Source organism: Arthrobacter sp. NPDC056886, from assembly GCF_042788715.1.
Taxonomy (GTDB): Bacteria; Actinomycetota; Actinomycetes; order Actinomycetales; family Micrococcaceae; genus Arthrobacter.
The window spans coordinates 165,267-188,546 of the sequence record NZ_JBHUBT010000002.1 but is presented as its reverse complement, the minus strand read 5'-3'; the positions used below and the strand labels follow the sequence as shown (position 1 = coordinate 188,546).

The window sequence follows — 23,280 nt, the reverse complement described above, 5'->3', positions numbered from 1 at the left end:
CCTAGTCCTTATCGCCACAATTGTGTGCCTCAGTTTGGTGCCCCTGCCCGCCAAGGCAGCTGGGGGAGTGGCGACGGACAAAGTGGTCAGTGCGCACCAGACCACGCTTTCCCGCACCGTCGTTTCGCCAGCCTTTACAACCAGCCAAACCAAGGAACTCCTGGTTGCGTTTGTGGCCACTGATGGACGTGCCGAAACCGGTGCCCAGCAGTTCACCGCAGTCACCGGTGGCGGGCTCACCTGGCGCCTGCGGAAGCGGACCAACTTTCAGTTCGGGACCGCAGAAATCTGGCAGGCGGTGTCCAGTGGCATCCTCACGAACGCAAGGGTGACCGCGACGCACAACGGTTCATACCGGGGTTCCATAACGGTCGCCACCTTCACGGGCGCGGACACGGCCACCGATGGAGCGGTCGGGGGTGCCAGCGGGCCCGCGGGTGCGCCCACCGCTTCGCTTAGCACCACGCGCACCGGCTCCTGGGTCTGGGGTGTGGGAAATGACTGGAGCGCGTCCACAGCACGCACCGTGGGAAGCAGTCAAACCAAGGTCGATGAGTACCTTGCCGGCAGCGGCGGCACGTTCTGGACGCAACGCCAAACTGTGCCCGGCACAGTGACGGCGCCGTCCACCGTCAGAATCAATGACACCGCTCCCACTACGGACAGGTGGAATATGTCTTTGATCGAGATTCGGCCGGCCCCGGCGGCGCCGGTGTTCACGGCGTCCTCGCCTCCGGCGGCGGCCACGGTCGGTACCGCCTACACCTACACCTTCGCCGCAACCGGAAACCCGAGGCCAACCTTCAGGGTGGCCTCCGGTGCCCTGCCGGCCGGGCTGAGCCTGAACGCCACCTCCGGGGTCCTGTCCGGGACCCCGACGACGGCCGGGCCGGCGACGTTCACGGTCGCCGCGGCCAACGGGGTCAGCCCCGACGCGGTCACGCCCTCCCGCACGATCACGGTGAACACGGCCCCGTCGCCCGACGGGACTCAGGCCGCCGTCGTCTTCGGGTGGGGTCCGGTGATTACCGGCGACGAGTTTTCCTACACGGGCGCGCCGAATCCGTTGAAGTGGGGCGTCTACAACAGTCCGGGTCATGCAGGCAACGGCATCCGGAGCCCGAACGCGTGGTCTGTAAACGGCAACGTGGTTACCGTCAGCGGCAACTCGGCGGGCACTACTGGCGGCATGTCAGCCAAGTTTGCCCAGCAGCAATACGGACGCTGGGAAGTCCGCATGAAAACCAGTGCCCGGGATCCGAAATACCACCCTGTCCTGATCCTCTGGCCGAACAACAACACGTCCCCCAACTGTGCTGAGATTGATTTCGCCGAAGGAACTTCCGACACGTCCAGGATTAAGTTCTTCCTGCACTACGCGTGCGGCGGCTCGAACTTCCAGACCCAGACAGCGCAGCCGATCGATACCACTCAATGGCACAATTACGCGGTCCAGTGGACCCCGTCCGGAATCACCGGCTACATCGACGGCGTGCAATGGTTCACCGACACAGACCCGGCGCACCAGCCCACGGTCGGGATGCACCAAACAATCCAGCTGGACTGGTTCCCGGACGGGACCGCCACCCTACCAAGCCAGATGCAGGTCGACTGGGTTCGCGTTTACGGCTAGCCCGCGGCTCACCAGGCCCGCCGCCATGCTGGGCTGCACGCTTTGCTTCTAAGCGACTGCTCAGCGTTCGAGCCTCACTGCTCCCACCACATCGTCGGCGCGCAGCTCGTGCTTGGTGGCCTGCCAGGATCCGAAACGGCCGTAATTGCCCGGTTCCAGGATGCTCTCCCAACCCTGTTCGACTTCGGCCCTCAGATCCTCCGGCCAATGGGGGCGGCCGAGATCTCGTGCTCCTGCCGCCCTGAGCCGGTCCTCGAAATCATCGAACATACGATTCAGACGCGCCTCCAATTCTTCATCACTTTCGCCGGGAATTTCCGGGGCGAGCGGACTCTCGTTCAGGACCGAATGCCAGTCTCCAAAGTGCGAGAGCATCGCCCGGTCCCGGGGCACCATGCAGGTCAAGAGAACTTCTCCCGCAGACTGCCTGCAGAGATCCACCAGGTCTTGGCGCCTAATCTTGGCCCAGAACCAGAGTGCCCCGTCACCTATGGTGGAGAGCTTCGTAGCCATCTATTGGAGCATCCAGGCGTAGGCGTCCGCGTACAAGGGCTCGGCGAGCGAAGAGTCCGGCACCAGCACGCCGCCGGACAGCAGGGCATCCACCGCGTCCTGGGTCTGAATCGTGTGAAGCAACAGCCGCTCTGCGGAGAGGTCGTAGCCGATCCGGCCCCTGGGAACGGCGTCGGTTGCGCGGGCGTTTGTGATTGGAAGGGTCAGCACAGGACCAGCATGGCTGAGAGCACCGACGCTAAGGGCAGAGACTGTCGATCGAGCAGGTCGTGAGCCGAAGCTCTCCTCGGGCCACTCACCTCGCTTCCGAAAGTCCGACTTCACATGAGAAGGTGTGAAAACTTATGAAACGGATTGGTTTTCTGTCCTTCGGCCACTGGGGCGACGTCCCGGGTTCGCGCGTGCGTTCCGCCCAGGACTCGCTCCTGCAGGCGATTGAGCTGGCCGTGGCCGCGGAGGAAGCCGGCGTCGATGGAGCGTTCTTCCGGGTCCATCACTTTGCCGAGCAGCAGGCCTCGCCATTCCCGCTCCTCGCCGCGATTGCCGCACGGACCTCTCGGATCGAGATGGGCACCGGAGTCATCGACATGCGGTACGAGAACCCGCTCTACATGGCAGAGGAGGCCGCCGCCGTCGACCTCATCAGCGGCGGCCGCTTGCAGCTCGGAGTCAGCAGGGGTTCCCCCGAGACCGTCCTTGCCGGCTACGAAGCCTTCGGGCACCACCCGGCGGAGGGCGAGTCCGGCGCCGACATGGCCCGCCGGCACACGGAGCACTTCCGGGCCGCCATCGCCGGGGCAGGCATGGCCAGGGGCAATCCGCAGGTCAGCGGGCACAGCGGGCCGGTCCCAATACAGCCCCTGTCCCCGACGCTCCCTGAGCGGATCTGGTGGGGTGCCGGAAACCGAGCCAGCGCCCGGTGGGCGGGACCGCAGGGCATGAACCTCATGTCTTCGACCCTGCTGACGGAGGACACCGGGGTCCCTTTCGATGAGCTGCAGGCCGGGCAGATCGCCGGATTCCGGGAGGCCTGGGCGGCGGCCGGCCACCTGCGCACGCCCCGGGTGTCCGTATCGCGCAGCATTATCCCGCTGATCGATGACGAATCACGGCGGTACTTCGGGCTGCGCGCGCAGGCCGATGCCCGGGACCAGGTGGGCTACCTCGACGGCGGGCTGGCCCGGTTCGGGCGCAGCTACATCGGTGAACCCGACGGCCTGATTGAGGAACTCTCCCGTGACGCGGCCGTGGCCGCGGCGGACACGTTGCTGGTCACCGTCCCCAATCAGCTTGGCGTGGACTTCAACGTGCGGCTGCTCGAGTCGATATCGCGCGACGTCCGCCCCTCGTTGGGGGAGTGACCCGGGCGCCCGCGCCGGCCTGCGCTACTTCGCCGGGGTGACGGTGGCCTCGTAGGTGAGGATTTCGGTGCCGTTGCCTTCCTCGCCGTTGTCGGGCGCCACTTTCATGGTGAGGTGTCCGCCGTCGGCCGTCATCTTGAACGGGTTGCGCGTGGCCACGTGCCCTGCGGTGGACCACTGCTGGAACGGGACGTCGCGGATCACGTTGCGGGACTTGAGGTCGATCATCGCCATGCCGCCGAGTTCGTAGGTGGTACCCGCGCCGCCGGCCGCCGCGGTCTGCGGGAGGTTGGTGATCCCGCTGCAGAGCATCCTGGAGCTGGGCACGTACTGGCAATCCTGATAGTCGATGAAGTAGTTCGGGTTCTCCCAGGTCGAGAGCTGCTTGCCCTGCAGGTCCCATTCCGCGAAGCGGCGTGAACCCCAGGTGTTGCCGACCAGGTGGCCGGTCTGCTTGTCCATCACGATGCCGCCGAAGTGGTCCTTCACCTCGAATTGCTTGTGCACTTCGAGGGTGTTCGCGTCCACGCGGTAGATGATGGCGCTGCTGTCGGGCCGGTACTGGGCCACCGGGATCCAGACGTTGGTGCCGTCGAAGTCGATGCCGCCCGGGTGGTACATGTCGCCCTCGCCCAGGACGATGTCCTTTTGCAGGTTGCCGCCCTTGTCCATGACAAACAGGTGGCCGACCCCCTTGCCGGGCGTGCGGTCGAACCCGTTCTGCGGCGTCGGGAACTTCACGGTCGGTTCGATGATCTGAACGGCCGAGAGGAAGATGTGGTCCTGGCTGTAGGCGATTCCCTCGGTGTGGAACGTGGGGAAGTTGAGCTTCACCTTGGATGTCTGCTGCCAGTGCGTGTTCCGGTCAACGCCGTTGAAGGCGTGGGCCAGCGCCGTGTTCCTGTCACCGTGGTTGCCGGCAGCGGCGTTGTCACCGGCGGCCTGGGCAGCCGCGGTGGCGCTGATTGCGGATGCGGCCAGGACGATTGCTGCGGCGGCGGTGAGGATGCCTCGGGTGCGAGCAGTGCTCATTCGGGGAGCCTTTCAGGGTTTGGTCTGAACAAGGTTGGATCTGAACAAGGTTGGATCTAAGCAAGGTTGGATCTAGACAAGGTTGGATCTAACAAGCACTCGCGACGCTACGTCCCGGCGATGAACCCAGGGTGCGGGCTGGTGAACAGCAGATTGCGACACGGCCGGCCGCTTTGTGGAGGAACTGGACTCCCGCTAGGTACTGAGTGTATAGATGAGGTGTGAACAACACGCTTGCCCTTCTGGGGTTGCTGGGCCGGGAGCCCAGCTATGGCTATGACCTGAAGCATTCCTATGACCGCTATTTCGGCGTCCAGAAACCCTTGGCCTTCGGGCAGGTGTATTCCACGCTGGCCCGGATGTTCCGCGACGACCTGATCGTGGCGTTGGGAGAGGAGAGCGGCGGCGGTCCGGACCGCAAGAAGTATGAGATCACCCATGCCGGGAGGGATAAAGTGCGGCAGTGGCTCTTCACGCCCGATGTGCCCTCCGAGACCCTGCAGAGCGAGCTGTTCGCCAAGACCGTGATCGCCTTGCTGCTCGACGACGACGCCGACCGGTTGCTGGATGCGCAGCGCGCGGAGCACATGGCCCGGATGCGCGAGCTGACCCGCCTCAAGCGCGACGCCGGTCTGCTGCAGGTGCTGATGTGCGACCACGGACTCTTCCACATCGAGGCAGACCTGCGCTGGATCGAGCTGACCAGCGCCCGCCTGACCCAACTCAAGAAGGAACTCCAGAGCTCATGAGCCTGATCGACACCACTACACCCATCCTCAGTGCCCGCGGCGTCCACCACGCGTTCGGGCAGACCGAAGCGCTGCGCGGTATCGACGTCGACGTCCACGCCGGCGAAGTGCTCGCCGTGATGGGGCCGTCGGGATCGGGCAAGTCCACCCTGCTGCACTGCTTGGCCGGAATTCTTGCCCCGATCCGCGGCACCGTGGCCTATGCGTCCCGAGGCCTTGACCCCGTCAACATCAGCGGGCTGCGTGAAGCTGAGCGGTCCCGGCTGCGGCTGACCGACTTCAGCTTCGTTTTCCAGTTTGGCCAGCTGTTGCCCGAACTGACGGCGCTGGACAACGTGAGCCTTCCCTTGCTTCTTGGCGGTACCAAACGGGCTGAGGCGCGCCAGCGTTCCGAGGAATTGCTTGAACGACTGGGTTTGGACGGATTCACCACCAAGCTCCCGGGGGAGCTCTCAGGAGGCCAGGCCCAGCGTGCGGCCATCGCCCGGGCCCTGGTGACCTCGCCTGCGGTGTTGTTCGCCGATGAACCCACCGGTTCCCTGGATTCCCTGGCGGCCGAGAACGTCCTGACACTGATGCTTGACCTGGTCCGGGAAGCGGGCACGACTGTGGTGATGATTACTCACGACGCCCGGACCGCCGCATATGCCGACCGAGAAGTGATCGTGCGTGACGGGACCATCTCTGCTGGCTACCGGGTTCCGGCATGAATCCGGCTGTCCTGCAAATGGCGCTGCTTGGCAGTCGGTCCTCGTGGGGGCGGATGGCCGGCATCGGTGGCGGCGTGGCAATCGGCGTGTGCCTGGTGCTGCTGCTGTGGAGTGCAGCGAACGGTCTGGCCCAACGCGACGCGCGGGGTGCCTGGCTGCGGGAGATGGGTCAAACCTCAGTCTATGTGCCGCAGACAGCCGATGGATCCGCAGCCGCCGGGCAGCCCGGGAACGGACCTCTGGAACCGATACCGCTGACACCGGAAACGATTCTGCTGGGATCGCTCCAGGACGTCTTCCGCGACCAGCTCATCAGCCACCGCGCCATCGCGGCGCTCCCCGGAGCCACGGTGAAAATTCCAGGCATCGGCGCGCCGCCGGTCCCTGGACAGTACTACGCCTCGCCCGCCCTGCAGCGGCTGATCGAAACGACTCCGGCTGAGGAACTGGGGGACCGGTACGGAACGTTCGCGGGCGTCATTGACGACTCCGCGCTGCCGGGGCCCGATGCCCTGGTGGTCATCAGCGGCGCCACCGAGGCCCGGCTCCGCCAGGGTCCGGTGGCAATGCTCGTCACGGAGTTCACCGCCAATCCCTACGGGGAGAGCGCAAGCCTGTACCGCACGGCCCTGCTGGTCGGCGGAATCGCGGTGCTCTTCCCGGTGCTGCTGCTGGTCAGCATCGCGACCGGGCTGGGCGCTGCCCAGCGCCGGGAACGCTTTTCCACCCTGCGCCTGATCGGTGCTTCGCCCCAGTTGGTCGCGGGCATGGCAGCCGTGGAGACGGCCATACCGAGCCTGGCCGGCGCCTTTCTCGGCGTCGTCATGGCGATCGCATTCAGGCCGGCCGCAGCCCAGGTCCCCGTCAACGGCACCAGGGTGTTCCTGGCCGATTTCACCTTTGGCGCGGGTTTCGCAGTGACCGCAGTCGTGCTCGTGGTGGCGGCCTGCTCGCTGGTCGCCGCCAGGCGCACGGCCAAGACCGGGATTGGCCCGCTCGGAGTCACGCGGACCATGCCCGAGAAAACCCCCACCGTGTGGCGGGCCGTGCCATTGCTGGTCGGACTGGCCTGCATGGCCACGGGAACCCTACTGACCAAGATCGATACCGATGGGAACCCGTGGACTTCTCCGCTGCTGATCGGCGGATTCGCACTGACCTCGGTCGGCATTGTGACCATTGGTCCATGGCTGACACGCATGGCCAGCACCATTGGGTTGCACAGCGCCCGCCGCGCCTCAACGGTCATCGCCGCCAGCCGAATCCGCAGCACCCCCGTCGCAACCTTCCGCTCGGTCTCCGGGCTGGTCATAGCGGTGTTCATGGTCTCCGTTTTCGCCGGAGGCATCAGCGCCATAGGAACGGTGGAGACACCCGAGGCGCGACCCGGACTGCTCCTTCCCACCAGCGTCTACGCGTTAGTGGCGCCGGCCTATACCCCCGGCCAGGTTGCCGCCGTCGCCCGCAGCACCAAGGAACTTGCCGGAATTCGCGACACCACCATCGGCTACGCCAAGACCCCGCTCGGACAGGGGGACACCATGGACATCTACATTGCGGCTACCGACGCGCCATCGCTCGGCTTCGCGAATCCAGGGTCGGAAAAGATAGTGTCCTTCGACGCGTCGTTCCTGAATGCCTGGACCTCCACGCCGGTCTCACTCGCGGCCGCATCTGTTGAAAGCTTGGATGCCCTGGTCCCGGTCGTGATGGTGGTCAGGACCGACGGGACGGCCGCCGCCATTGACCGGGCACGCACGGCCCTGAACGCATCCGGCGTGACTGCCACGCCTGGAACGTCCCCTGCGGATCTCGCAACCATGAGCAACGCGCGATTGATCCAAGGCTTGGCCTCACTTGCCTACATAGGCGTGTTCGTGGCCGTAGTAGTCGCGGGAATCTCCCTGGCTGTGTCCACTGCGGCCGCTGTCCTGGACCGCAAACGTGTGCTCGGCCTGATGCGGCTGATGGGAATGCCCGTGTCCGTCCTGCGCAAGGTCATCGTCCAGGAGGCCGCTGTCCCGCTCCTGGCAGTTCTGCTGCTGTCCGTCGGGCTCGGGTTCCTCGTCGCCTGGCTCATGATCTCGTCATTCGGCGGCGGCAGATCTATCACTTGGCCCAGCACGGAGTACTACACCGCATTGTCCTTCAGTCTTCTGCTCGCACTCGCCGCAGTGACAGTAACCTTCGGACTCGTCCGGTCCAACACCACTATCGCGGCCACCCGATTCGAGTGAGACCACAACCTGCCTTGGAGGCCGCTAGGTTCAGCCTTCGCAGTCCTTGCAGTAGACCTCGGCGCCAGTCTGCCGGGCGATCTGGGAGCGGTGCCGGACCAGGAAGCAGGAGTAGCAGGTGAATTCGTCGGTGGCCTGCGGGATGACCTGAACAGTCAGCTCTTCGGCGATGAACTCGCCGCCGGGGACTCCGGCCCCGTCCAGCCCGTCGGCCTCGTCGAGTTCCTGGACGACGCTGCGGGCGTCCGGTGCGTTGGCGGACTGCAGTGCTTCCAGGGAGTTTTCCTGCGTTTCCTTGACGTCTGAGCGGACTTCGTCGTAGTCGGTTGCCACGTGGCGTGTTCTCATTTCTCGAGGGTTGACTAGGCTCACTGCAACGTACAGCAACCCGCGGTTGTTCCGCAGCCGTGGCCAGAATCGACGCCGGACGGCGTTGGCGGGCCACGCCATGAGTGTGGCGCAGGTCATCGCCGCAGTTCAGGCCTAGGATCAACCAAATGATACCGGGACGAATCGACGCCGCTGACGGGAAGAACGCTCTCAGCGTTGACGCAGGGATCCTCGAAAGTGTCTGGCGCCCCGGTTCTCTTGTCGACGCCGTCGACGCCAAGGATGCCATGCTTGCTGTGGAACGCATCAGCGGCGGGACCCCGATGCCCATGCTCTCTGAGATGACCGACGTCGTGTTCAGCGCCGCGGCCCGATACCAGTTCGCACAAAGCACGGGCGTGGTGGCCATCGCGGTCCTCGGATCCAGTGCAGTCGACAGGGTCATCGCTTCCGCCACCAGCCGGGAGACCAAATACCCGCACGAGTTCTTCACCTCGAGGACCGCCGCAATCACGTGGCTGAAGGAAATCACCAGCAGCCGCGCTGAGGGCAGCGGCAAGGTTTGGTAAGGATTCGCGCACGATTCAAGACAGACCGGTCTTTACCGTTGTAAGGTTGCTTCACGGTCTTCCGCCCCAATTGCGCCACGGTTGTATCAAGGGCTTTAGGGATCGTGGCCGGTTCCGGGCCCTCCCGGAACGGGAAACAAAGGATTAGGCAAATGTCCATTGAGTCCACTGAGTTGTCGTCCCGTCCGAACCACCCACTGGAGAATCCGCCCGCGGATCCGTGGAAGAGGGAACCGGGGGACAGCAGGGTGCGGGGGATACGCCTGCAGGCCGCCGAGATCATCGCCGCGGTACTGTCCGATTCCGCGCCGGGCCAGGTCCGTGAAAGGGACCAGCTTTATCGCCTGCTGCAGGCCAACCCGGACAGGCCTGAGGTTGCGCTGGCGGCACACCTGATCGCTCTGCGGGAGGAACCTTCCCGGGGCCGCCGGCCCGATCTGACACTCGTCCATGGGCAAGCGGCGGAAGCCGAAACGCCCGCGCAGCCCTCGAGGCCAGGCGCTGGGCGGCCGTCCGGGCCCCGGCCTGCAACCCGCCCCCTCTTGCATCATCGTCCCACTGAGCGGGTGCACTATGGCCTCCCGGATCGGGCCGGGGTCGGCGGCTTGTCCGGGGATGCAACGTAAGCGCAACGAAAAGCTAGGCGCAACGAATCACATGGCGCGTGACGATTCCGCCGTGCGGTGATCCGTTTCTGGAGCCAAGGGCTTAAAGTGGCCGGGACGCACCCAGACCACGAAGGGGACCAACCCCATGGCTCGCATTTTCATTACCGGCTCGACTGACGGACTCGGCCTCGCCACGGCCCGGACGCTGTTGAACGACGGCCACGAGGTCCTGCTGCACGCCCGCAGCCGGGCGCGCGCGGCCGCCGTCGATGACCTCGGTCCGCAAGCGGCCGGCGTCGTCCTTGGGGACCTCAGCAGCGCCGCCGAAACCCTGGACCTTGCCGGACAGGTCAATGCGCATGGCCGGATGGACGCCATTATCCATAACGCCGGCGTCTACCTCTCGCCGGGCCGCGTCTCGACCTCGGAGGGACATTCCCGCACTCTGGCCGTCAATGTTCTCGCCCCTTACCTGCTCACTGCACTGATCGAACGGCCCGGCCGCCTGATCTACGTCAGCAGCGGCATGCACCACGCGGCCAGCGGCAGTCTCCAGGACATCGATTGGACCGAACGGCACTGGAATGCCGGCGCCGCCTACTCCGAGAGCAAGCTGCACGTGACCGCGCTTTCCGCCTCCATCGCCCGGCACTGGCCTACCGTGCTCAGCAATGCCGTTGATCCAGGATGGGTCCCCACCAAGATGGGTGGCCCCGGCGCTCCCGACGACCTCGCCATGGGCCACGACACCCAGAGCTGGCTCGCCGTCAGCAACGACCATGCCGCCCTGGTCTCCGGCAACTACTGGTACCACCGCCGGCCGCAGAAGCCTGCCCCGGAGGTGGCCAACACGGCCTTCCAGGACAGGCTCACCGACAAACTCGCCGAACTTACGGGCATAGCGCTTTTCTGAACTACAGAACGCCAAGCCATGGGTCAGGCGGCCGCTTAGGTCTCCTGTCGATTCGCAGCGGCCCGGCTCCGTGGCAACAGGAATCCGACCGCGACAAGCCAGAGGAGGCCGCCGAACCGCCCGATGGGCAGCAGGAACTGGAGCGGTTCGATCACCATGGACAGGAAGCTCAGCTCGGCCAAGGCGGCGATGACAAGGCCGGCCCAGGCCAGCCAGCGCGGCACGAAGCGCAGGATGAGGGCCGGGACGGCGATCCCGGCGACGAGGAGCCCGAGACCAACGACGTAAGCCACGCCGCCGGTGATGAACGCGAGAAACGCCAGCGCGTGGGTCAGCGTTCCGTCGGTGGTGATTTCCGGACGGCTCAAGACCCAGCCCACGGCGGCCGAGAGCATAAGGAAGACCGAAGCCGTGATGCCGCCGAAGAATCCGATCGCGGGCCCGGGGACGCGGACGCCGAGCCGGAGCTGCCGGGCGTAAACGGTGGCCGCGAAGATACCCAGCGGCACCGCTGAGCCGAATTGGAACAAGCTGGCGAGCCGCACGGCATCGGGGTTCCCGTGGAAATAGACCGCGACCTGGTCGGCGGTAGAGAACGGTGAGACAAACGTCTGGCCGCCAGTGAGGATCGCGCTGCTAAGCAGGCCGCCAACCGTGAGTCCCAGGCTCACTGCCGCCAGGACGCCCGGATTGGGGCCTCCGGATCGTGTCCTTGGAAAGGTGTGGTGGGCGGATAGGTCAGTCATGATCGCTCCTTTCCGATAATTACGTCACAACTAAAATGATTCACCTGTTGAATGATTCTGTCAATGGCGTAATATTGGGGCATGGACTCACCGGACCTGTCGCGGTCGAAGCGAACCGCTTTCCTGCTGTCCCAGCTTGGGGCGCTGGCATCGGCTCGATTCGCAGAGCGTACACGCGAGCTCGGGCTGACCCCGAGCGACGCCGGCGTTCTCCGCCTGCTGGGCCGCACGCCCGGGCTGAGCCAGCGGTCCCTGGCCGACCGCCTGGGAGCGGTGCCGAGCCGCGTTGTGCCACTCATCGATTCGCTGGAAGCGCGAGGCTTGGTGGCCCGCGTCCGCAGCAGCACCGACCGGCGGAATTACGAGCTTCGGTTGACGGACGAGGGCACGAAGGTGCTGGGCAGACTGCGAGGGATCGCCGAACGGCACGAAGCCGAGCTCTTGGCCCCGCTCACCAGCGAACAGTCTGAGCAACTGGGCAGCCTGCTGGCCAGGTTGGCCAGCGCCCACGCCCTTGACACGGACCTTCATCGGGGAACGCGCCTGGGGTGAAACTGCAGTGGTCTGCACGGATTAATTGTCGGGGAAAGCAGTCCTTTTCAGCCGGCGAGCACTGTGGGATCATCCCGATATGGGCGAAAATATTGAACCGCGGGTCACCTTGCCCTCCGGCCCCGAGCGTCTGAAGGGCACGCATCACCGCGACGTTGATGGCTACGCAAGTCCGATCACTCAGCAGCTTCGCATTGTCGGTCAGCGGCGCCGCGAAGCTGAAGAAAAACTCGACCGGCACCTGCTGGAAGCACGCAAGAGAGACTGAAGGCGGCATGGGGCGACGAAAGGCAGGCGCCCTTAGGGCGCCTGCCTTCCTTTTTTCGCGTCCGGAACTATCTGCGTCCGGAACTATTTGGCGGCTACGGCGTAGGGCGAAGCCTCCTCGGGCGTAGCCACAGGCACCTTGGTTTCGGTCTTGCGCTCCTTGAGGAAGTAGACCAGCGCTGCGGCGATTGTTGATGCCGCGGCGAGGGCGAAGAGCCCCGGTATGACGCTGCCGGTCTGTTCCTTGATGATGCCGAATCCAAACGGGGCCACGAAGCCACCGAGGTTGCCCAGCGAGTTGATGATGGCGATGGCCGGCGCCAGGATGACGGGGTGCAGGCCCGACTGGGGGATGGTCCAGAACAGCGGTGACGCGCTCTTGAATCCCATGGCGGCGATGGCCAGGAACACGAGGGCCAGCACGGGGGTGGCGACGGCGGCTGCGAGGGTGCCGACGGCGGCGACCAGGAGCGCAGCCACGAGCAGGGGCCGCTTGGATTTGGCTTTGTCCTGCCACTTGGCGGCGAAGTACATGGCGACCACGGCGCAGACCCAGGGGATGGCGGAGAGGAAGCCGACGCTCAGGTCCGTGGTCCCGGGGATCTGCTTGACGATGCTGGGCAGCCAGAAAGTGTTGGCGTAGATGGAGAGCTGCACGGAGAAGTAGATGCCGCAGAGCAGGAGAATCTGCGGGTTCAGGAGCATTTTCCAGCGGTTGATCTTTCCGCTGGGATTCCCGCCTGAGGTGGCGTGCTGGGCGTCCTCGTCCGCGATCGCCGCGGTAAGAGCAAGCTTTTCGCCCTCCGTCAGCCATTTGGCATCCTGGATTTTGGCGTCAAGGACGAAGAACACGGCGATGCCGACCACCACGGAGAGCAGTCCTTCGAAGCCGAAGAGCCACTGCCAGCCGCGGAGCCCCAGGACGTCGTGGAGGCTGAGCAGCATTCCGGCGATCGGGCCGGAGAGCGCGGCGGCGACCGAGGACCCGGCGATGAAGATCGCCGTTGCCTTGCCCCGCTGCCCGGCGGGCACCCAGCGGGCGAAGTAGAAGATGACGGCGGGGAAGAATCCTGCTTCCGCGGCGCCGAGGAGGAACCGCAGGGCGTAGAACATGGTCTCGTTCTGCACGAACACCATCAGAAAGGAGACGATGCCCCAGCTGACCATGATCCGGGCCAGCCAGACCTTGGCGCCGTACTTCTCCATCATCACGTTGCTGGGCAGTTCGAAGATCGCGTAGGCGACGAAGAACAGCCCGGCCCCGAATCCGTAGGCAGCAGCGCCGATCCCGACATCCGCCTGCAGATGCTCCTGGGCGTAGCCGATGTTGGACCGGTTGAGCTGGTTGCACACCAACATGACGAGCATGATGGGCAGTACCCGCTTGAAGAACTTTTTCGTGGCAAAGGCCACGTCCGTGACAGCGTTGTCTACAGACTGCATGGAGATTTTCCTTTAATTGGCGAAGCTGGTCGGCCGGGGCAAGGGGGTTGATTGTGGCCCTCGCCACAGCGATGCTTCACTTTATGTGGCGGCGGTAATGCCCGTCCAACACATTATTTGCATTACGAGATACCTTCAGGGAATCAATCCCGTTCCCGGCGCCCTGACCTCAGGCGTTGCCCGGTGCAGCGGCGCGGAGCCGGCGTCGAGAGTTCGCCAAATGACTCCGCATTGCCGCGGACGACGAGGGTCCGTCGCCCTCCGCGATGGCGGCGACGATTGATTCGTGCTCCTGCACCACCTGATCGAAGTGCTCGCGGGCATCGTGCTCTCCGCCGCCCACCAGCCGGGCGCGGGGCATCGCGATCATGGTCTGCCCCAGGGATCCAAGGCAGTCGGAGTAAAAGGGGTTGCCCGAGGCCGCGGCAATGGCCCGGTGGAACTCGTAGTCAGCTTTCATGGCGTGTGCCGGGTGCGCCGCGCTGTCCGTGAAGTCTTCAAATGCCTTCCGCACGGCGGCCAGCTGCCGGTCTGTGTGATTCCTGGCGGCGAGGGCGGCGGCCTCGGACTCCACCGCGATGCGGAATTCCAGCTGCCACAGGCGGTCCTCCAGGGTGGCCACGGGGCGGCTCCCGGCGGACTGCTGCGGGCCGTCCGGTGGCGGGGTCAGCGCAAAGCTGCCCCGCCCACGTTCGGTTTCCACCAGTCCCTCCGCCTGCAGCCTGGTCAGGGCCGAGCGGACCACTGTGCGGCTGACGCCGAATTCGCTGATCAGGGTATTCTCGCTGGGCAGCTTCGCGCCCGGCGCAATGACGCCGTCGACGATGCGGCGGCGAAGATCGCTGGCGAGGTCCGCAGTCAGGTTTCGGCTCATGGCTTCAAGGTTACTTGCCGACTTCCACGGACTCTGTTGTCCAGGCGCGCGCCTGCTCGCTGAGGGAGATGCCGAGCCCGGGGCGGTCCGGGACCAGCATGCGGCCGTTCTTGGTTTCGAGGCGCTCGTTGAACAGCGGATCGAGCCAGTCGAAGTGCTCCACCCACGGTTCGCGCGGGTAGGCGGCGGCGAGGTGGAGGTGGATTTCCATGGCGAAGTGCGGGGCGAGGCCGAGTCCGCGCTCGTCGGCCAAGGCGGCGAGGCGCAGGAACTGGGTAATGCCCCCGACGCGCGGCGCGTCGGGCTGGATGATGTCACAGCCGTTGGCGTTGATCAGTCCCTTGTGCTCCGCGACCGAGGCCAGCATCTCGCCGGTGGCGATGGGCGTGTCCAGGGCGCGGGCGAGCTCCGCATGGCCTTCGAAGTCGTAGGCGTCGAGCGGTTCCTCGATCCAGACGAGGTTGAATTCCTCCAGCCGGCGGCCCATCCGCAGGGCGGTGGCGCGGTCCCACTGCTGGTTGGCGTCCACCATCAGGGGAACGTCCCAGCCGATGTGCTCGCGGATGCCGGCCACGCGGCGCAAGTCCTCGGCGGTGTCCGGAAGGCCGACCTTGATCTTGATGCCGCCGATGCCTTCGTCCAGGAGGAGGGTGGCGCGGGCCTTGACCTCATCCAGGGAGGCGTTCAGGAAGCCGCCGGAGGTGTTGTAGGTCTGGACGGAGTCGCGGTAGGAGCCCAGGAACTTGGCCAGCGGCAGACCGGCCCGCTTGGCTTTCAGGTCATAGAGCGCGATGTCGATTGCGGCCAACGCCTGGGTGGCCACGCCGGAGCGTCCGACGGAGGCCCCGGCCCACAGCAGCTTGGTGTAGAGCTTGCCGATGTCGTTAGGGTCCTCACCGATGATGCCCTCGGCAACCTCTTTGGCGTGCGAGTACTGGGCCGGCCCGCCGGCGCGCTTGGAGTAGCTGAAGCCGATTCCGCTGTGTCCTTGTTCGGTGGTGATTTCGGCGAAAAGGAACACAACCTCGGTCATCGGCTTCTGGCGTCCGGTGAACACTTTCGCGTCGCTGATCGGAACGGCGAGCGGAAGCCTGGCCGTGGACAGTTTTACGTGGCGGATGAGATCAACGCTGGTCATGGTTCTCCCTGAAGTTCCTGCGGGGCAACTCCGCCCCGCTCAACTTAGGCTACAAGTTACTTACTTGTATAACAAGTGCTGCATCCTGGTTCGCCACAATCAGCCCAGCAGCCAGGCGATGACCAGCAAGGAGCCCGAACAGAGCAGAGTGGTGCACAGGATGACGTCCCGGGCCACGATCACACCGCGGCGGTACGGGGAGGCGAAGAGGAAGACATTCTGGGCTGTGGGCAGCGCGCCCATGATCACGATGGCCAGCAGATGCTGCCCCTCCAGACCGAAGACGAAGCGGCCCAGGGCCCAGACGATCACGGGCATGCCGGCGATCTTCAGGAAGGTGGCGACCAGCGATTCCGTGCGCCCGTCGCCCTTTTGCAGCGGCGCTTTGCCGGCCAGGGACAGCCCGAAGGCCAGCAGCACCATGGGGACGGCGCCGCCGGCGAGCATGTCGATCGGTTTCAGCAGCAGTTCTGGCAGGGTCCACCCGGTCAGGGCGACGGCTGCGCCCAGGCCGGATGCGATGATCATGGGGTTGGCGAACGGCTGGAACAGAAGTTTCTGCCAAGGGATCTTTGATCCCGACGCGAGGCCCAGCACGGTCAAATAGATCGGTGCCAGGACCAGGATCTGCGCCAGCAGAACGGGAGCCACGTGCTGGGCCGTTCCCACCGCGTAGAGGGAGACGGGGATCCCGATGTTGTTGGCATTACCGTAGCTGCTGGCCATCGCCCCGACGGCTGTCTCCGCCACCGGCCTGCGGAAGAACAGGAAACTCAGCAGGGAATAGAGCAGCCCCACTGCCGCTGCGGAGAGCAGTGCCAGCGGGGCATCAGTTCCCAGCGCGGCCCGAATATCGCTTCCGGCCACCACCGTGAACAGCAGTGCCGGGTTGGTGACGTAAAAGGCGGTGCGGGTCAGGGCACCCTGGACCTCCGGTCCGAGGACCCGGAACCGGGCCGCGAGATATCCGACGGCGATGACGGAGCCGACAATCAGTATGCCGGTGAGAACGCCGCCCAAGGTTTGGTCCTTCTTGTGATCTGTTTATGCGTGGCTCTGCACGGCCGGGCCTCGTGCTGTGGAGGAGGCCCGGCCGTGTAAAGGAATGGTTGCTTTCTACCGAACGAGGCAGGGCCGCTTGGGGTCAAAGGACCAGCCGTCGACGTAGTACTGCATGCCGATGCTGTCATCGCGGGCGTCCAGGCCATGTTCCAGATACAGCTGGTGTGCCTTGTCCAGGGCGTCGCGGTCCAGCTCGATGCCGAGGCCGGGAGCGTCCGGAACCTTGATCGCCCCGTCCTTGATCTGCAGCGGGTCCTTGGTGAGCCCCTGGCCGTCCTGCCAGATCCAGTGCGTATCCAGCGCTGTGATCTCGCCCGGGGCCGCCGCCCCGGTGTGGGTGAACATGGCGAGCGAGATGTCGAAGTGGTTGTTCGAGTGCGATCCCCAGGTCAGGCCGAATTCGGCGCACATCTGCGCCACCCGGACGGATCCGTGCATGGTCCAGAAATGCGGGTCCGCCAAGGGAATGTCGACGGCGTTGCTACGGATCGCGTGGGACATTTCGCGCCAGTCCGTGGCGATCATGTTCGTGGCGGTCTTCAGCCCGGTGGCACGGCGGAACTCGGCCATGACCTCGCGTCCGGAGAAGCGGCCTTCCGCGCCGCAGGGGTCTTCGGCGTACGCCACCACGCCCTGCATGCGTTTGCCCAGGCGGACGGCCTCCTCCAGGAGCCAGGCGCCGTTGGGATCAAGGGTGATCCGGGCCTCCGGGAAGCGCTTGGCCAGGGCGGTCACCACATCCACCTCGGCGTCGCCGGAGAGCACGCCGCCCTTGAGCTTGAAGTCGCTGAAGCCGTACCGTTCCTGGGCAGCTTCGGCCAGGGCCACCACGGCCTCGGGCGTCATGGCTTCCTGCCGGCGGAGCTTTTCCCACCGGTCCGCGGGCGCGTCCTCCACCAGGTACGGCAAATCCGTCCGCCCGGGGTCGCCGATGAAGAACAGATAGCCGAGCATGGGCACCGAGCTGCGCTGCTGGCCGTCGCCGAGCAATTCCGCTACAGGAACTCCGAGGAACTGTCCGTGCAGGTCAAGGAGGGCGGATTCGACGGCGGTGACCGCATGGACGGTGGTGCGCAGGTCAAACGTCTGCAGGCCGCGGCCGCCGGCGTCGCGGTCGGCAAACTTCGCCGTGACGTCCCGCAGCAGGGAGCGGTAGCGGGCCACCGGCTGGCCGGCCAGGAAGGCGCCGGCCTCCTCGATGGTGGCGCGGATCTTCTCCCCACCCGGCACCTCGCCGAGGCCGGTGCGGCCGTCGGAATCGGTGATGATCACAATGTTGCGGGTAAAGAATGGGCCGTGCGCGCCGCTGAGGTTCATCAGCATGCTGTCGTGCCCGGCGACCGGGACCACTTCAACGTGGGCGATGGTGGGCTGCGTGCTCACGCGTTGGCCTCCACTTTCTCTGTTGCTGCCTCTTCTGCTGCGGCGGCCTCGACGACGCCGTCGATCCGGCGGTTCAGCCGCCAGGGGTTGGGGTCCTGCAGCGGCGCCGGGAGCAGCTCCTGGGGCAGGTTCTGGTAGGCGACGGGCCGCAGGAAGCGGTTGATGGCCAACGTGCCCACGGAGGTGGTCCGGGTGTCTGATGTGGCGGGAAACGGGCCGCCGTGCACCATGGCGTGGCCCACTTCGACGCCGGTGGGCCAGCCGTTGACAATAATCCGGCCGACCTTCTGTTCCAGTACCGGGATGAGCGGTGCGGCCGCCCGGTAGTCCGACTCGGTCAGCTGCAGGGAGGCCGTGAGCTGGCCTTCGAGCCGGTTGGCGGCGTCCACGAGTTCCTCAGTGGTGGAGTAGCGGATCACCAGGCTGGCGGCGCCGAAGATTTCCTGGTGCAGCACGGGGTTGGACACGAACTCGGCGACGGAAGTGCCGAAAATGGCCGGGGCAGGGGCGTTCTTCGTTGCCCCTTCGGCGCCCTGCCCGACGACGCTGACGTTCCCGGCGGAGCCCAGGGCCTCGGCCCCGGCGTTCCAGGACCCGGCGATGCCCGCGGTTAGCATGGTCTGCCCGGCGCAGGAGGACACGGCCCGGCCGACGGCGGCAGCCAGTTTGTCGCCTGCCTCACCGGCCGGGGCGAACAGCAGGCCGGGGGAGGTGCACAGCTGGCCGGAGCTGCCGGTGACGGCGGTGACGTACTGCTGCGCCAGGGCGCTGATTTCTTCGGCGTTGCCGGCGATGGCGCCGGGGAAGACAAAGACCGGGTTGAGCGAGGACATTTCCGCGTAGACCGGAATGGGTTCCGGCCGGGCGGCGGCGGTGCGCATCAGGGCGATGCCGGCGGACTGCGAGCCGGTGAAGCCCACGGCCTTGATGGCGGGGTCCGCCACAAGGGCCTGGCCAATGCTGGCGCCGGGGCCGTAGATCAGGGAGAACACGCCGGGGTGTAGGCCCAGGTCCTTGACCGCCTTGGCGATGGCCTGTCCCACGAGTTCGCCCGTTCCCGGGTGGGCGTTGTGGGCCTTGAAGACCACGGGGCAGCCGGCGGCGAGGGCAGAGGCGGTGTCGCCGCCCGCCGTCGAGAACGCCAGCGGGAAGTTGCTGGCACCGAAGACGGCCACCGGGCCCAGGGGGATCTGGCGCTGGCGGATGTCGGCGCGCGGCAGGGGAGCGCGCTCCGGCAGCGCCGGGTCGATCCGGACGCCGCGGAAGTCGCCCTGGCGGACGACGCCGGCGAAGAGCCGGAGCTGGCCGGTGGTGCGGGCACGCTCGCCCTGGAGCCTTGCGGCCGGCAGCCCGGTCTCCTGGCCCGCGCGCATGACGAGTTCCTCACCGATCGCCTCGATGTTCACGGCAATGGCCTCGAGGAACCGGGCGTGGGTCTCCGGGTCGAGCGTGCTGAAGGAGGGGTAGGCCGCCGCGGCCGCTGCGGTGGCGTCCTTCAGCTGCTCCTCGGTGAGCAGCGTATAGCCGGGCTCGAGCTGGTCGTTGGTGGCGGGATTGAAGGCGTGGGCCCTCTTGCCGTCCCCGGCGACGGCCTGGCCTGCGATGAGTGAGCGTCCGGTGAGTGTCACGGTGCGTCCTCCTAGGAAACGGTGGCGATGAGGGACTTGAGGTCTGCGAGGTCCCGGGGCGCCAGGTTCTGCAGCGGCGGACGGACTCCGCCGGCGGAGCGGCCGATCGCGTCGAGACCGCCCTTGACGATCGAGACGGAGTAGCCCTTCACCCGGTCGCGGATGTCCAGGTACGGGATCACGAAGTCGTTGAGCTTCTTGTTGACGGCGATCCGGTCCTGGTTGCGGACGTCCTGGTAGAAGTCCAGGGCAAACTGGGGCACGAAGTTGTACATGGCGCTGGAGTAGGTGCTCATGCCCAGCTGCAGCAGCGGGAGGGCGAAGGTCTCCGCCGTCGGGAGGCCGCCGAGGTAGAACAGGCGGTCGCCGAGCTTGGCGTACACGCGGGCATCGTGCTCGAGGTCGCCCACGCCGTCCTTGAAGCCGATCAGGTTCTCGTGGCGCTCGGCCAGCGTGGCGACGGTGGTGTCCTTGTAGATCGCGTTCGCACGGTTGTAGATGATGACGCCGAGGGAGGTGGACCGGCAGATGGCGCTGACGTGTTCGATCAGGCCACCCTGGTCCGCTTCGGTCAGGTAGGGCGGGAGCAGCAGGATGCCTTCGGCGCCGGCGGCTTCCGCGGCGCGGGCGTTCTCGACGGCCTGGGCGGTCGATCCGCCGGCGGAGGCGAGGACCGGGACCACGCCGCCGACTTCCTCGACGGCGGCACGGACCACGCGCTCGGATTCGGCCGGGGTCAGCGAAAAGCCTTCTCCGGTTCCGCCTGCCGCGAAGAGTCCGGCCACCGGGAAGCTGGCCTGCCAGGCCAGGTGCTTGCGGTAGTTTTCCTCATCGAACTGCAGCTGGGCATCGAACGAGGTGACGGGGAAAGAGAGCAGGCCGTCCTTGAGGACGTTCGCCAGTTCCTGGGGTGTGTACTTTGCCACGATGTGGTCCTCCGGGTGAGCGCCGTGATGGCGGGTGGTGTTGGTTCCTTTTCAGCCTAGGCAGTGGATCTATGTCTGTCTAAGCCTATTTGTGTATGGGTTGATACCCTTTATGCATTGCTGTGCTGCGGGGTCAGCCGGCGGGTCTCCGTAAACGTGTCCGTCGTGACCGTCCACCGCCGCGCCTGGTCGCTGATGCTGAACCCCAGGCCGGGGCGCGAAGGCACATGCATGTGTCCGGCGCGGATCTCCAGCCGCTCGTCGAAGAGCGGCTCCAGCCAGTCGAAATGCTCCACCCAGGCGTCCAGCTCATAGGCGGCCGACAGGTGAATATGGATTTCCATGGCAAAATGCGGCGCCATGGCCATTTTCGCCTGTTCTCCCAGGGCCATGATCTTCAGGAACGGCGTAATGCCTCCGACCCGTGGAGCGTCGGGCTGGATGATGTCCACGGCGGCCCGCCGGATGAGTTCGTAGTGGTCAGAGGTACTCGTGAGCATTTCGCCGGTAGCTATGGGCGTTGCGAGCTGGCGGGCGAGTTCAGCGTGGCCGTCGGCATCGTAGGCATCCAGGGGCTCCTCGATCCAGGTCAGTCCGTGTTCCTCAAGGGCGAGCCCCATGCGGATTGCCGTGGTGCGGTTCCACTGCTGGTTGGCGTCGACCATCAGCGGGACGTCTTCTCCAAGCGCCGACCGGACGGCAGCAACGCGGCTGAGGTCCAGCCGCCGGTCCGGCTGGCCGACCTTGATCTTGATTCCACCGATGCCGGCGGCGAGGGACACCTGGGCGTTGGTGACCAACTCATCGATGGGCGTCGAAAGGTAGCCGCCCGAGGTGTTGTAACAGGGAACGGAGTCCCGGTGCGCGCCAAGGAGTTGCGCCAGGGGAAGCCGCGCACGCTTTGCCTTCAGATCCCACAGGGCAACATCGAAGGCGGCGACAGCCTGCGCGGTGACCCCGCTGCGGCCCACGGACTGGCCCAACCAAGCCAGCTTGCTCCAGATTCTTTGGATGTCGTTGGGGTTCTCGCCGATCAGTTCGGGAGCGAGTTCCCGGGCGTGTGCATACAGCGCCGGCGCGCCCGCCCGCAGGGCGTAGCTGTAGCCGACGCCTTCGTGGCCCTCCTCGGACGTAATCTCCGCGAACAGGAACGCCACCTCGGCGAGCGGCTTCTGCTTCCCGGTCAGCACCTTGGCGTCACTGGCCGGCTTCTGCAGGGGCAGGATCACCAGGGAAACCTTGACTGAAGTAATGCGGTCATTCACCATCGCGGGGATTCCAGTTCGTAGCCGGGATGAAGGCTCTGCATGTAGCCGGTGTCGTCACGGTTGAGCATGCCGGACTGCAGGTACTGCTCATGGAGCCGTGCCAGGGCATCGCGGTCCAGCTCGACGCCGAGCCCCGGCGCGGTGGGAACACCGACGGCCCCGTTGCGGAACACCAGGGGTCCCGGCACGATGACGTCCTCGTCGGGTTCCTTCCACGGCCAGTGCGTGTCGCACGCATAGTCAAGGTTGGGGGTGGCCGCCGCGAGGTGGACCATGGCGGCCAGGCTGATGCCCAGGTGCGAGTTGGAGTGCATGGACAGCCCCAAACCGAAGGTCTCCGTGATGCCCGCCAGGGCCTGGGAGCGCCGGAGGCCGCCCCAGAAGTGATGGTCAGAAAGGATCACATCCACGGCCCCGACGTCGACAGACCCCGGCACGTCGCCAAAACTGACCACACACATGTTCGTCGCGAGCGGCATGGACACGTTGCGGCGCACTTCAGCCATGCCGTCGAGACCCGGTGTGGGGTCTTCAAGATACTCGAGCACCCCGTCGAGGTCCTTGCCCACACGGATGGAGGTCTCGACGGTCCAGGCGGCATTAGGGTCGATCCGCAGCGGGAGGTCCGGGAACGCGTCCCGGAGCGCCTTGATGGCGGCCACTTCTTCCTCCGGCGGAAATACGCCCGCCTTGAGCTTGAGGGCTGTGAAGCCGTAGTCGTCCACCATCCGGCGGGCCTGCCGGACGATGCCTTCCGGATCCAGCGCCGCTCCCCAGGAATCTTCCTCATGGCCGGGGTGCCCGGCCCATTTGTAGAAAAGGTAGCCGCTGAAGGGGACTTCGGCGCGCACCGCGCCGCCCAGCAGGTCGCTCACGGGACGCCCGAGGATCTTTCCCTGGATGTCCAGCGATGCCACGTCGAACGGGGAAAGCACCCGGTCCGGCGTGCTGGAGCCGGTGACCATGCCGGACATCCCGTGCCCGCCCACCGTGGTATCGGCGCTCAAGGCCGTGATGACCCGGCGCCGCATGTCGTTGATGTTGAAGACGTCCGCCCCGGCCAGGGCCCCCGCGGCCAGCCGCAGGCGTTCCAGGTGCGGGGCGTCCCCGTAGGTTTCGCCGAGGCCCGAGACTCCGGTGTCGGTGGTGACTTCCACGATGGCTCTCAGCGCAAACGGCTCATGCACGCCGACTGCGTTGAGAAGGGGAGGATCCTTGAATGCCACCGGAGTGATGGTGATGTCCTTGATCCGGTGGGGTCCGGCGGGGCTGACTGGGTGGTTCACGGCTCTGATACTCCTGGCCTAGTGGTCCGGGGCCCGGCGTGGGCTGCTGGAC

The 23,280-nt window shown here is 66.0% G+C and carries 23 protein-coding genes; 9 read left to right on the top strand and 14 right to left on the bottom strand.

Annotation, left to right across the window (positions count from 1 at the left end; genetic code table 11):
• Positions 1-67: 67 nt before the first annotated feature.
• Entirely contained in the window at positions 68-1,633 is a 1,566-nt protein-coding gene (locus ACFRJ8_RS03990; protein WP_377984857.1) for a family 16 glycosylhydrolase, read from the top strand.
• 60 nt (positions 1,634-1,693) lie between these two features.
• Here ACFRJ8_RS03990 and ACFRJ8_RS03985 read toward each other — a convergent pair whose 3' ends face one another.
• Both ACFRJ8_RS03985 and ACFRJ8_RS03980 read right to left on the bottom strand, forming a co-directional pair.
• Positions 1,694-2,146, bottom strand: coding sequence for a DUF3841 domain-containing protein (locus tag ACFRJ8_RS03985; RefSeq protein WP_377984856.1), 453 nt, complete (start codon positions 2,144-2,146; stop codon positions 1,694-1,696).
• Positions 2,147-2,356, bottom strand: a complete 210-nt coding sequence (locus ACFRJ8_RS03980; RefSeq protein ID WP_377984855.1) for a hypothetical protein — start codon at positions 2,354-2,356, stop codon at positions 2,147-2,149.
• Positions 2,357-2,490: 134 nt separating this feature from the next.
• On the opposite strand from ACFRJ8_RS03980, the gene ACFRJ8_RS03975 reads away from it, so the two are divergent.
• A complete protein-coding gene (locus ACFRJ8_RS03975) occupies positions 2,491-3,507 on the top strand; it encodes an LLM class flavin-dependent oxidoreductase (protein WP_377984854.1) in 1,017 nt (338 codons plus the stop codon).
• 24 nt (positions 3,508-3,531) lie between these two features.
• Here ACFRJ8_RS03975 and ACFRJ8_RS03970 read toward each other — a convergent pair whose 3' ends face one another.
• Positions 3,532-4,539, bottom strand: a complete 1,008-nt coding sequence (locus ACFRJ8_RS03970) for a DUF6454 family protein (protein WP_377984853.1) — start codon at positions 4,537-4,539, stop codon at positions 3,532-3,534.
• Between the two features lie 221 nt (positions 4,540-4,760).
• On the opposite strand from ACFRJ8_RS03970, the gene ACFRJ8_RS03965 reads away from it, so the two are divergent.
• Genes ACFRJ8_RS03965 through ACFRJ8_RS03955 form a run of 3 tightly spaced genes read left to right on the top strand, consistent with a single transcriptional unit; the run spans position 4,761 to position 8,235 of the window.
• On the top strand, positions 4,761-5,288 hold the full coding sequence (locus tag ACFRJ8_RS03965; RefSeq protein ID WP_377984852.1) for a PadR family transcriptional regulator: 528 nt from the start codon (positions 4,761-4,763) through the stop codon (positions 5,286-5,288).
• Complete coding sequence (locus tag ACFRJ8_RS03960; protein ID WP_377984851.1) at positions 5,285-5,998, top strand: ABC transporter ATP-binding protein; 714 nt, start codon at positions 5,285-5,287, stop codon at positions 5,996-5,998. Before ACFRJ8_RS03965 ends, ACFRJ8_RS03960 begins: the two co-directional genes overlap by 4 nt.
• Positions 5,995-8,235, top strand: a complete 2,241-nt coding sequence (locus ACFRJ8_RS03955) for an FtsX-like permease family protein (protein ID WP_377984850.1) — start codon at positions 5,995-5,997, stop codon at positions 8,233-8,235. The genes ACFRJ8_RS03960 and ACFRJ8_RS03955 overlap by 4 nt, the downstream gene beginning before the upstream one ends.
• Before the next feature lie 30 nt (positions 8,236-8,265).
• On the opposite strand, the gene ACFRJ8_RS03950 is transcribed toward ACFRJ8_RS03955, so the two are convergent.
• On the bottom strand, positions 8,266-8,568 hold the full coding sequence (locus ACFRJ8_RS03950; protein WP_377985178.1) for a DUF4193 domain-containing protein: 303 nt from the start codon (positions 8,566-8,568) through the stop codon (positions 8,266-8,268).
• A gap of 164 nt (positions 8,569-8,732) precedes the next feature.
• Here ACFRJ8_RS03950 and ACFRJ8_RS03945 point away from each other — a divergent pair, with 164 nt between their 5' ends.
• Together ACFRJ8_RS03945 and ACFRJ8_RS03940 are read left to right on the top strand one after the other, a co-directional pair.
• Positions 8,733-9,134 (top strand): STAS/SEC14 domain-containing protein, encoded by a 402-nt coding sequence (locus tag ACFRJ8_RS03945; RefSeq protein ID WP_377984849.1) that lies wholly within the window; start codon positions 8,733-8,735, stop codon positions 9,132-9,134.
• Positions 9,135-9,887: 753 nt separating this feature from the next.
• Positions 9,888-10,655: an SDR family NAD(P)-dependent oxidoreductase gene (locus ACFRJ8_RS03940; RefSeq protein WP_377984848.1), complete on the top strand. Its 768-nt coding sequence runs from the start codon at positions 9,888-9,890 to the stop codon at positions 10,653-10,655.
• 35 nt (positions 10,656-10,690) lie between these two features.
• Here ACFRJ8_RS03940 and ACFRJ8_RS03935 read toward each other — a convergent pair whose 3' ends face one another.
• Positions 10,691-11,401, bottom strand: a complete 711-nt coding sequence (locus ACFRJ8_RS03935; protein WP_377984847.1) for a hypothetical protein — start codon at positions 11,399-11,401, stop codon at positions 10,691-10,693.
• An 81-nt stretch (positions 11,402-11,482) separates the two neighbouring features.
• On the opposite strand from ACFRJ8_RS03935, the gene ACFRJ8_RS03930 reads away from it, so the two are divergent.
• Both ACFRJ8_RS03930 and ACFRJ8_RS03925 read left to right on the top strand, forming a co-directional pair.
• Positions 11,483-11,953 carry a MarR family winged helix-turn-helix transcriptional regulator gene (locus ACFRJ8_RS03930; protein WP_377984846.1) on the top strand — a complete coding sequence of 157 codons (471 nt, stop codon included), beginning with the start codon at positions 11,483-11,485 and terminating at the stop codon, positions 11,951-11,953.
• A gap of 79 nt (positions 11,954-12,032) precedes the next feature.
• Complete coding sequence (locus ACFRJ8_RS03925; protein WP_377984845.1) at positions 12,033-12,221, top strand: hypothetical protein; 189 nt, start codon at positions 12,033-12,035, stop codon at positions 12,219-12,221.
• Between the two features lie 83 nt (positions 12,222-12,304).
• Here ACFRJ8_RS03925 and ACFRJ8_RS03920 read toward each other — a convergent pair whose 3' ends face one another.
• The 9 genes from ACFRJ8_RS03920 to ACFRJ8_RS03880 form a co-directional block, all read right to left on the bottom strand.
• Positions 12,305-13,663, bottom strand: coding sequence for an MFS transporter (locus ACFRJ8_RS03920; protein WP_377984844.1), 1,359 nt, complete (start codon positions 13,661-13,663; stop codon positions 12,305-12,307).
• Positions 13,664-13,832: 169 nt separating this feature from the next.
• Positions 13,833-14,537, bottom strand: coding sequence for a FadR/GntR family transcriptional regulator (locus ACFRJ8_RS03915; RefSeq protein ID WP_377984843.1), 705 nt, complete (start codon positions 14,535-14,537; stop codon positions 13,833-13,835).
• Positions 14,538-14,547: 10 nt separating this feature from the next.
• Complete coding sequence (locus ACFRJ8_RS03910; RefSeq protein WP_377984842.1) at positions 14,548-15,675, bottom strand: mandelate racemase/muconate lactonizing enzyme family protein; 1,128 nt, start codon at positions 15,673-15,675, stop codon at positions 14,548-14,550.
• Positions 15,676-15,774: 99 nt separating this feature from the next.
• Entirely contained in the window at positions 15,775-16,695 is a 921-nt protein-coding gene (locus ACFRJ8_RS03905; protein ID WP_377984841.1) for an AEC family transporter, read from the bottom strand.
• A gap of 96 nt (positions 16,696-16,791) precedes the next feature.
• Entirely contained in the window at positions 16,792-18,120 is a 1,329-nt protein-coding gene (locus ACFRJ8_RS03900; RefSeq protein ID WP_377984840.1) for an enolase C-terminal domain-like protein, read from the bottom strand.
• Positions 18,117-19,748 (bottom strand): aldehyde dehydrogenase (NADP(+)), encoded by a 1,632-nt coding sequence (locus tag ACFRJ8_RS03895; protein WP_377984839.1) that lies wholly within the window; start codon positions 19,746-19,748, stop codon positions 18,117-18,119. The genes ACFRJ8_RS03900 and ACFRJ8_RS03895 overlap by 4 nt, the downstream gene beginning before the upstream one ends.
• A gap of 11 nt (positions 19,749-19,759) precedes the next feature.
• Positions 19,760-20,674 (bottom strand): 5-dehydro-4-deoxyglucarate dehydratase, encoded by a 915-nt coding sequence (gene kdgD / locus ACFRJ8_RS03890; RefSeq protein ID WP_377984838.1) that lies wholly within the window; start codon positions 20,672-20,674, stop codon positions 19,760-19,762.
• 110 nt (positions 20,675-20,784) lie between these two features.
• Complete coding sequence (locus ACFRJ8_RS03885; protein WP_377984837.1) at positions 20,785-21,942, bottom strand: mandelate racemase/muconate lactonizing enzyme family protein; 1,158 nt, start codon at positions 21,940-21,942, stop codon at positions 20,785-20,787.
• Entirely contained in the window at positions 21,936-23,228 is a 1,293-nt protein-coding gene (locus tag ACFRJ8_RS03880; RefSeq protein WP_377984836.1) for a glucarate dehydratase family protein, read from the bottom strand. Before ACFRJ8_RS03880 ends, ACFRJ8_RS03885 begins: the two co-directional genes overlap by 7 nt.
• Positions 23,229-23,280 lie beyond the last annotated feature (52 nt).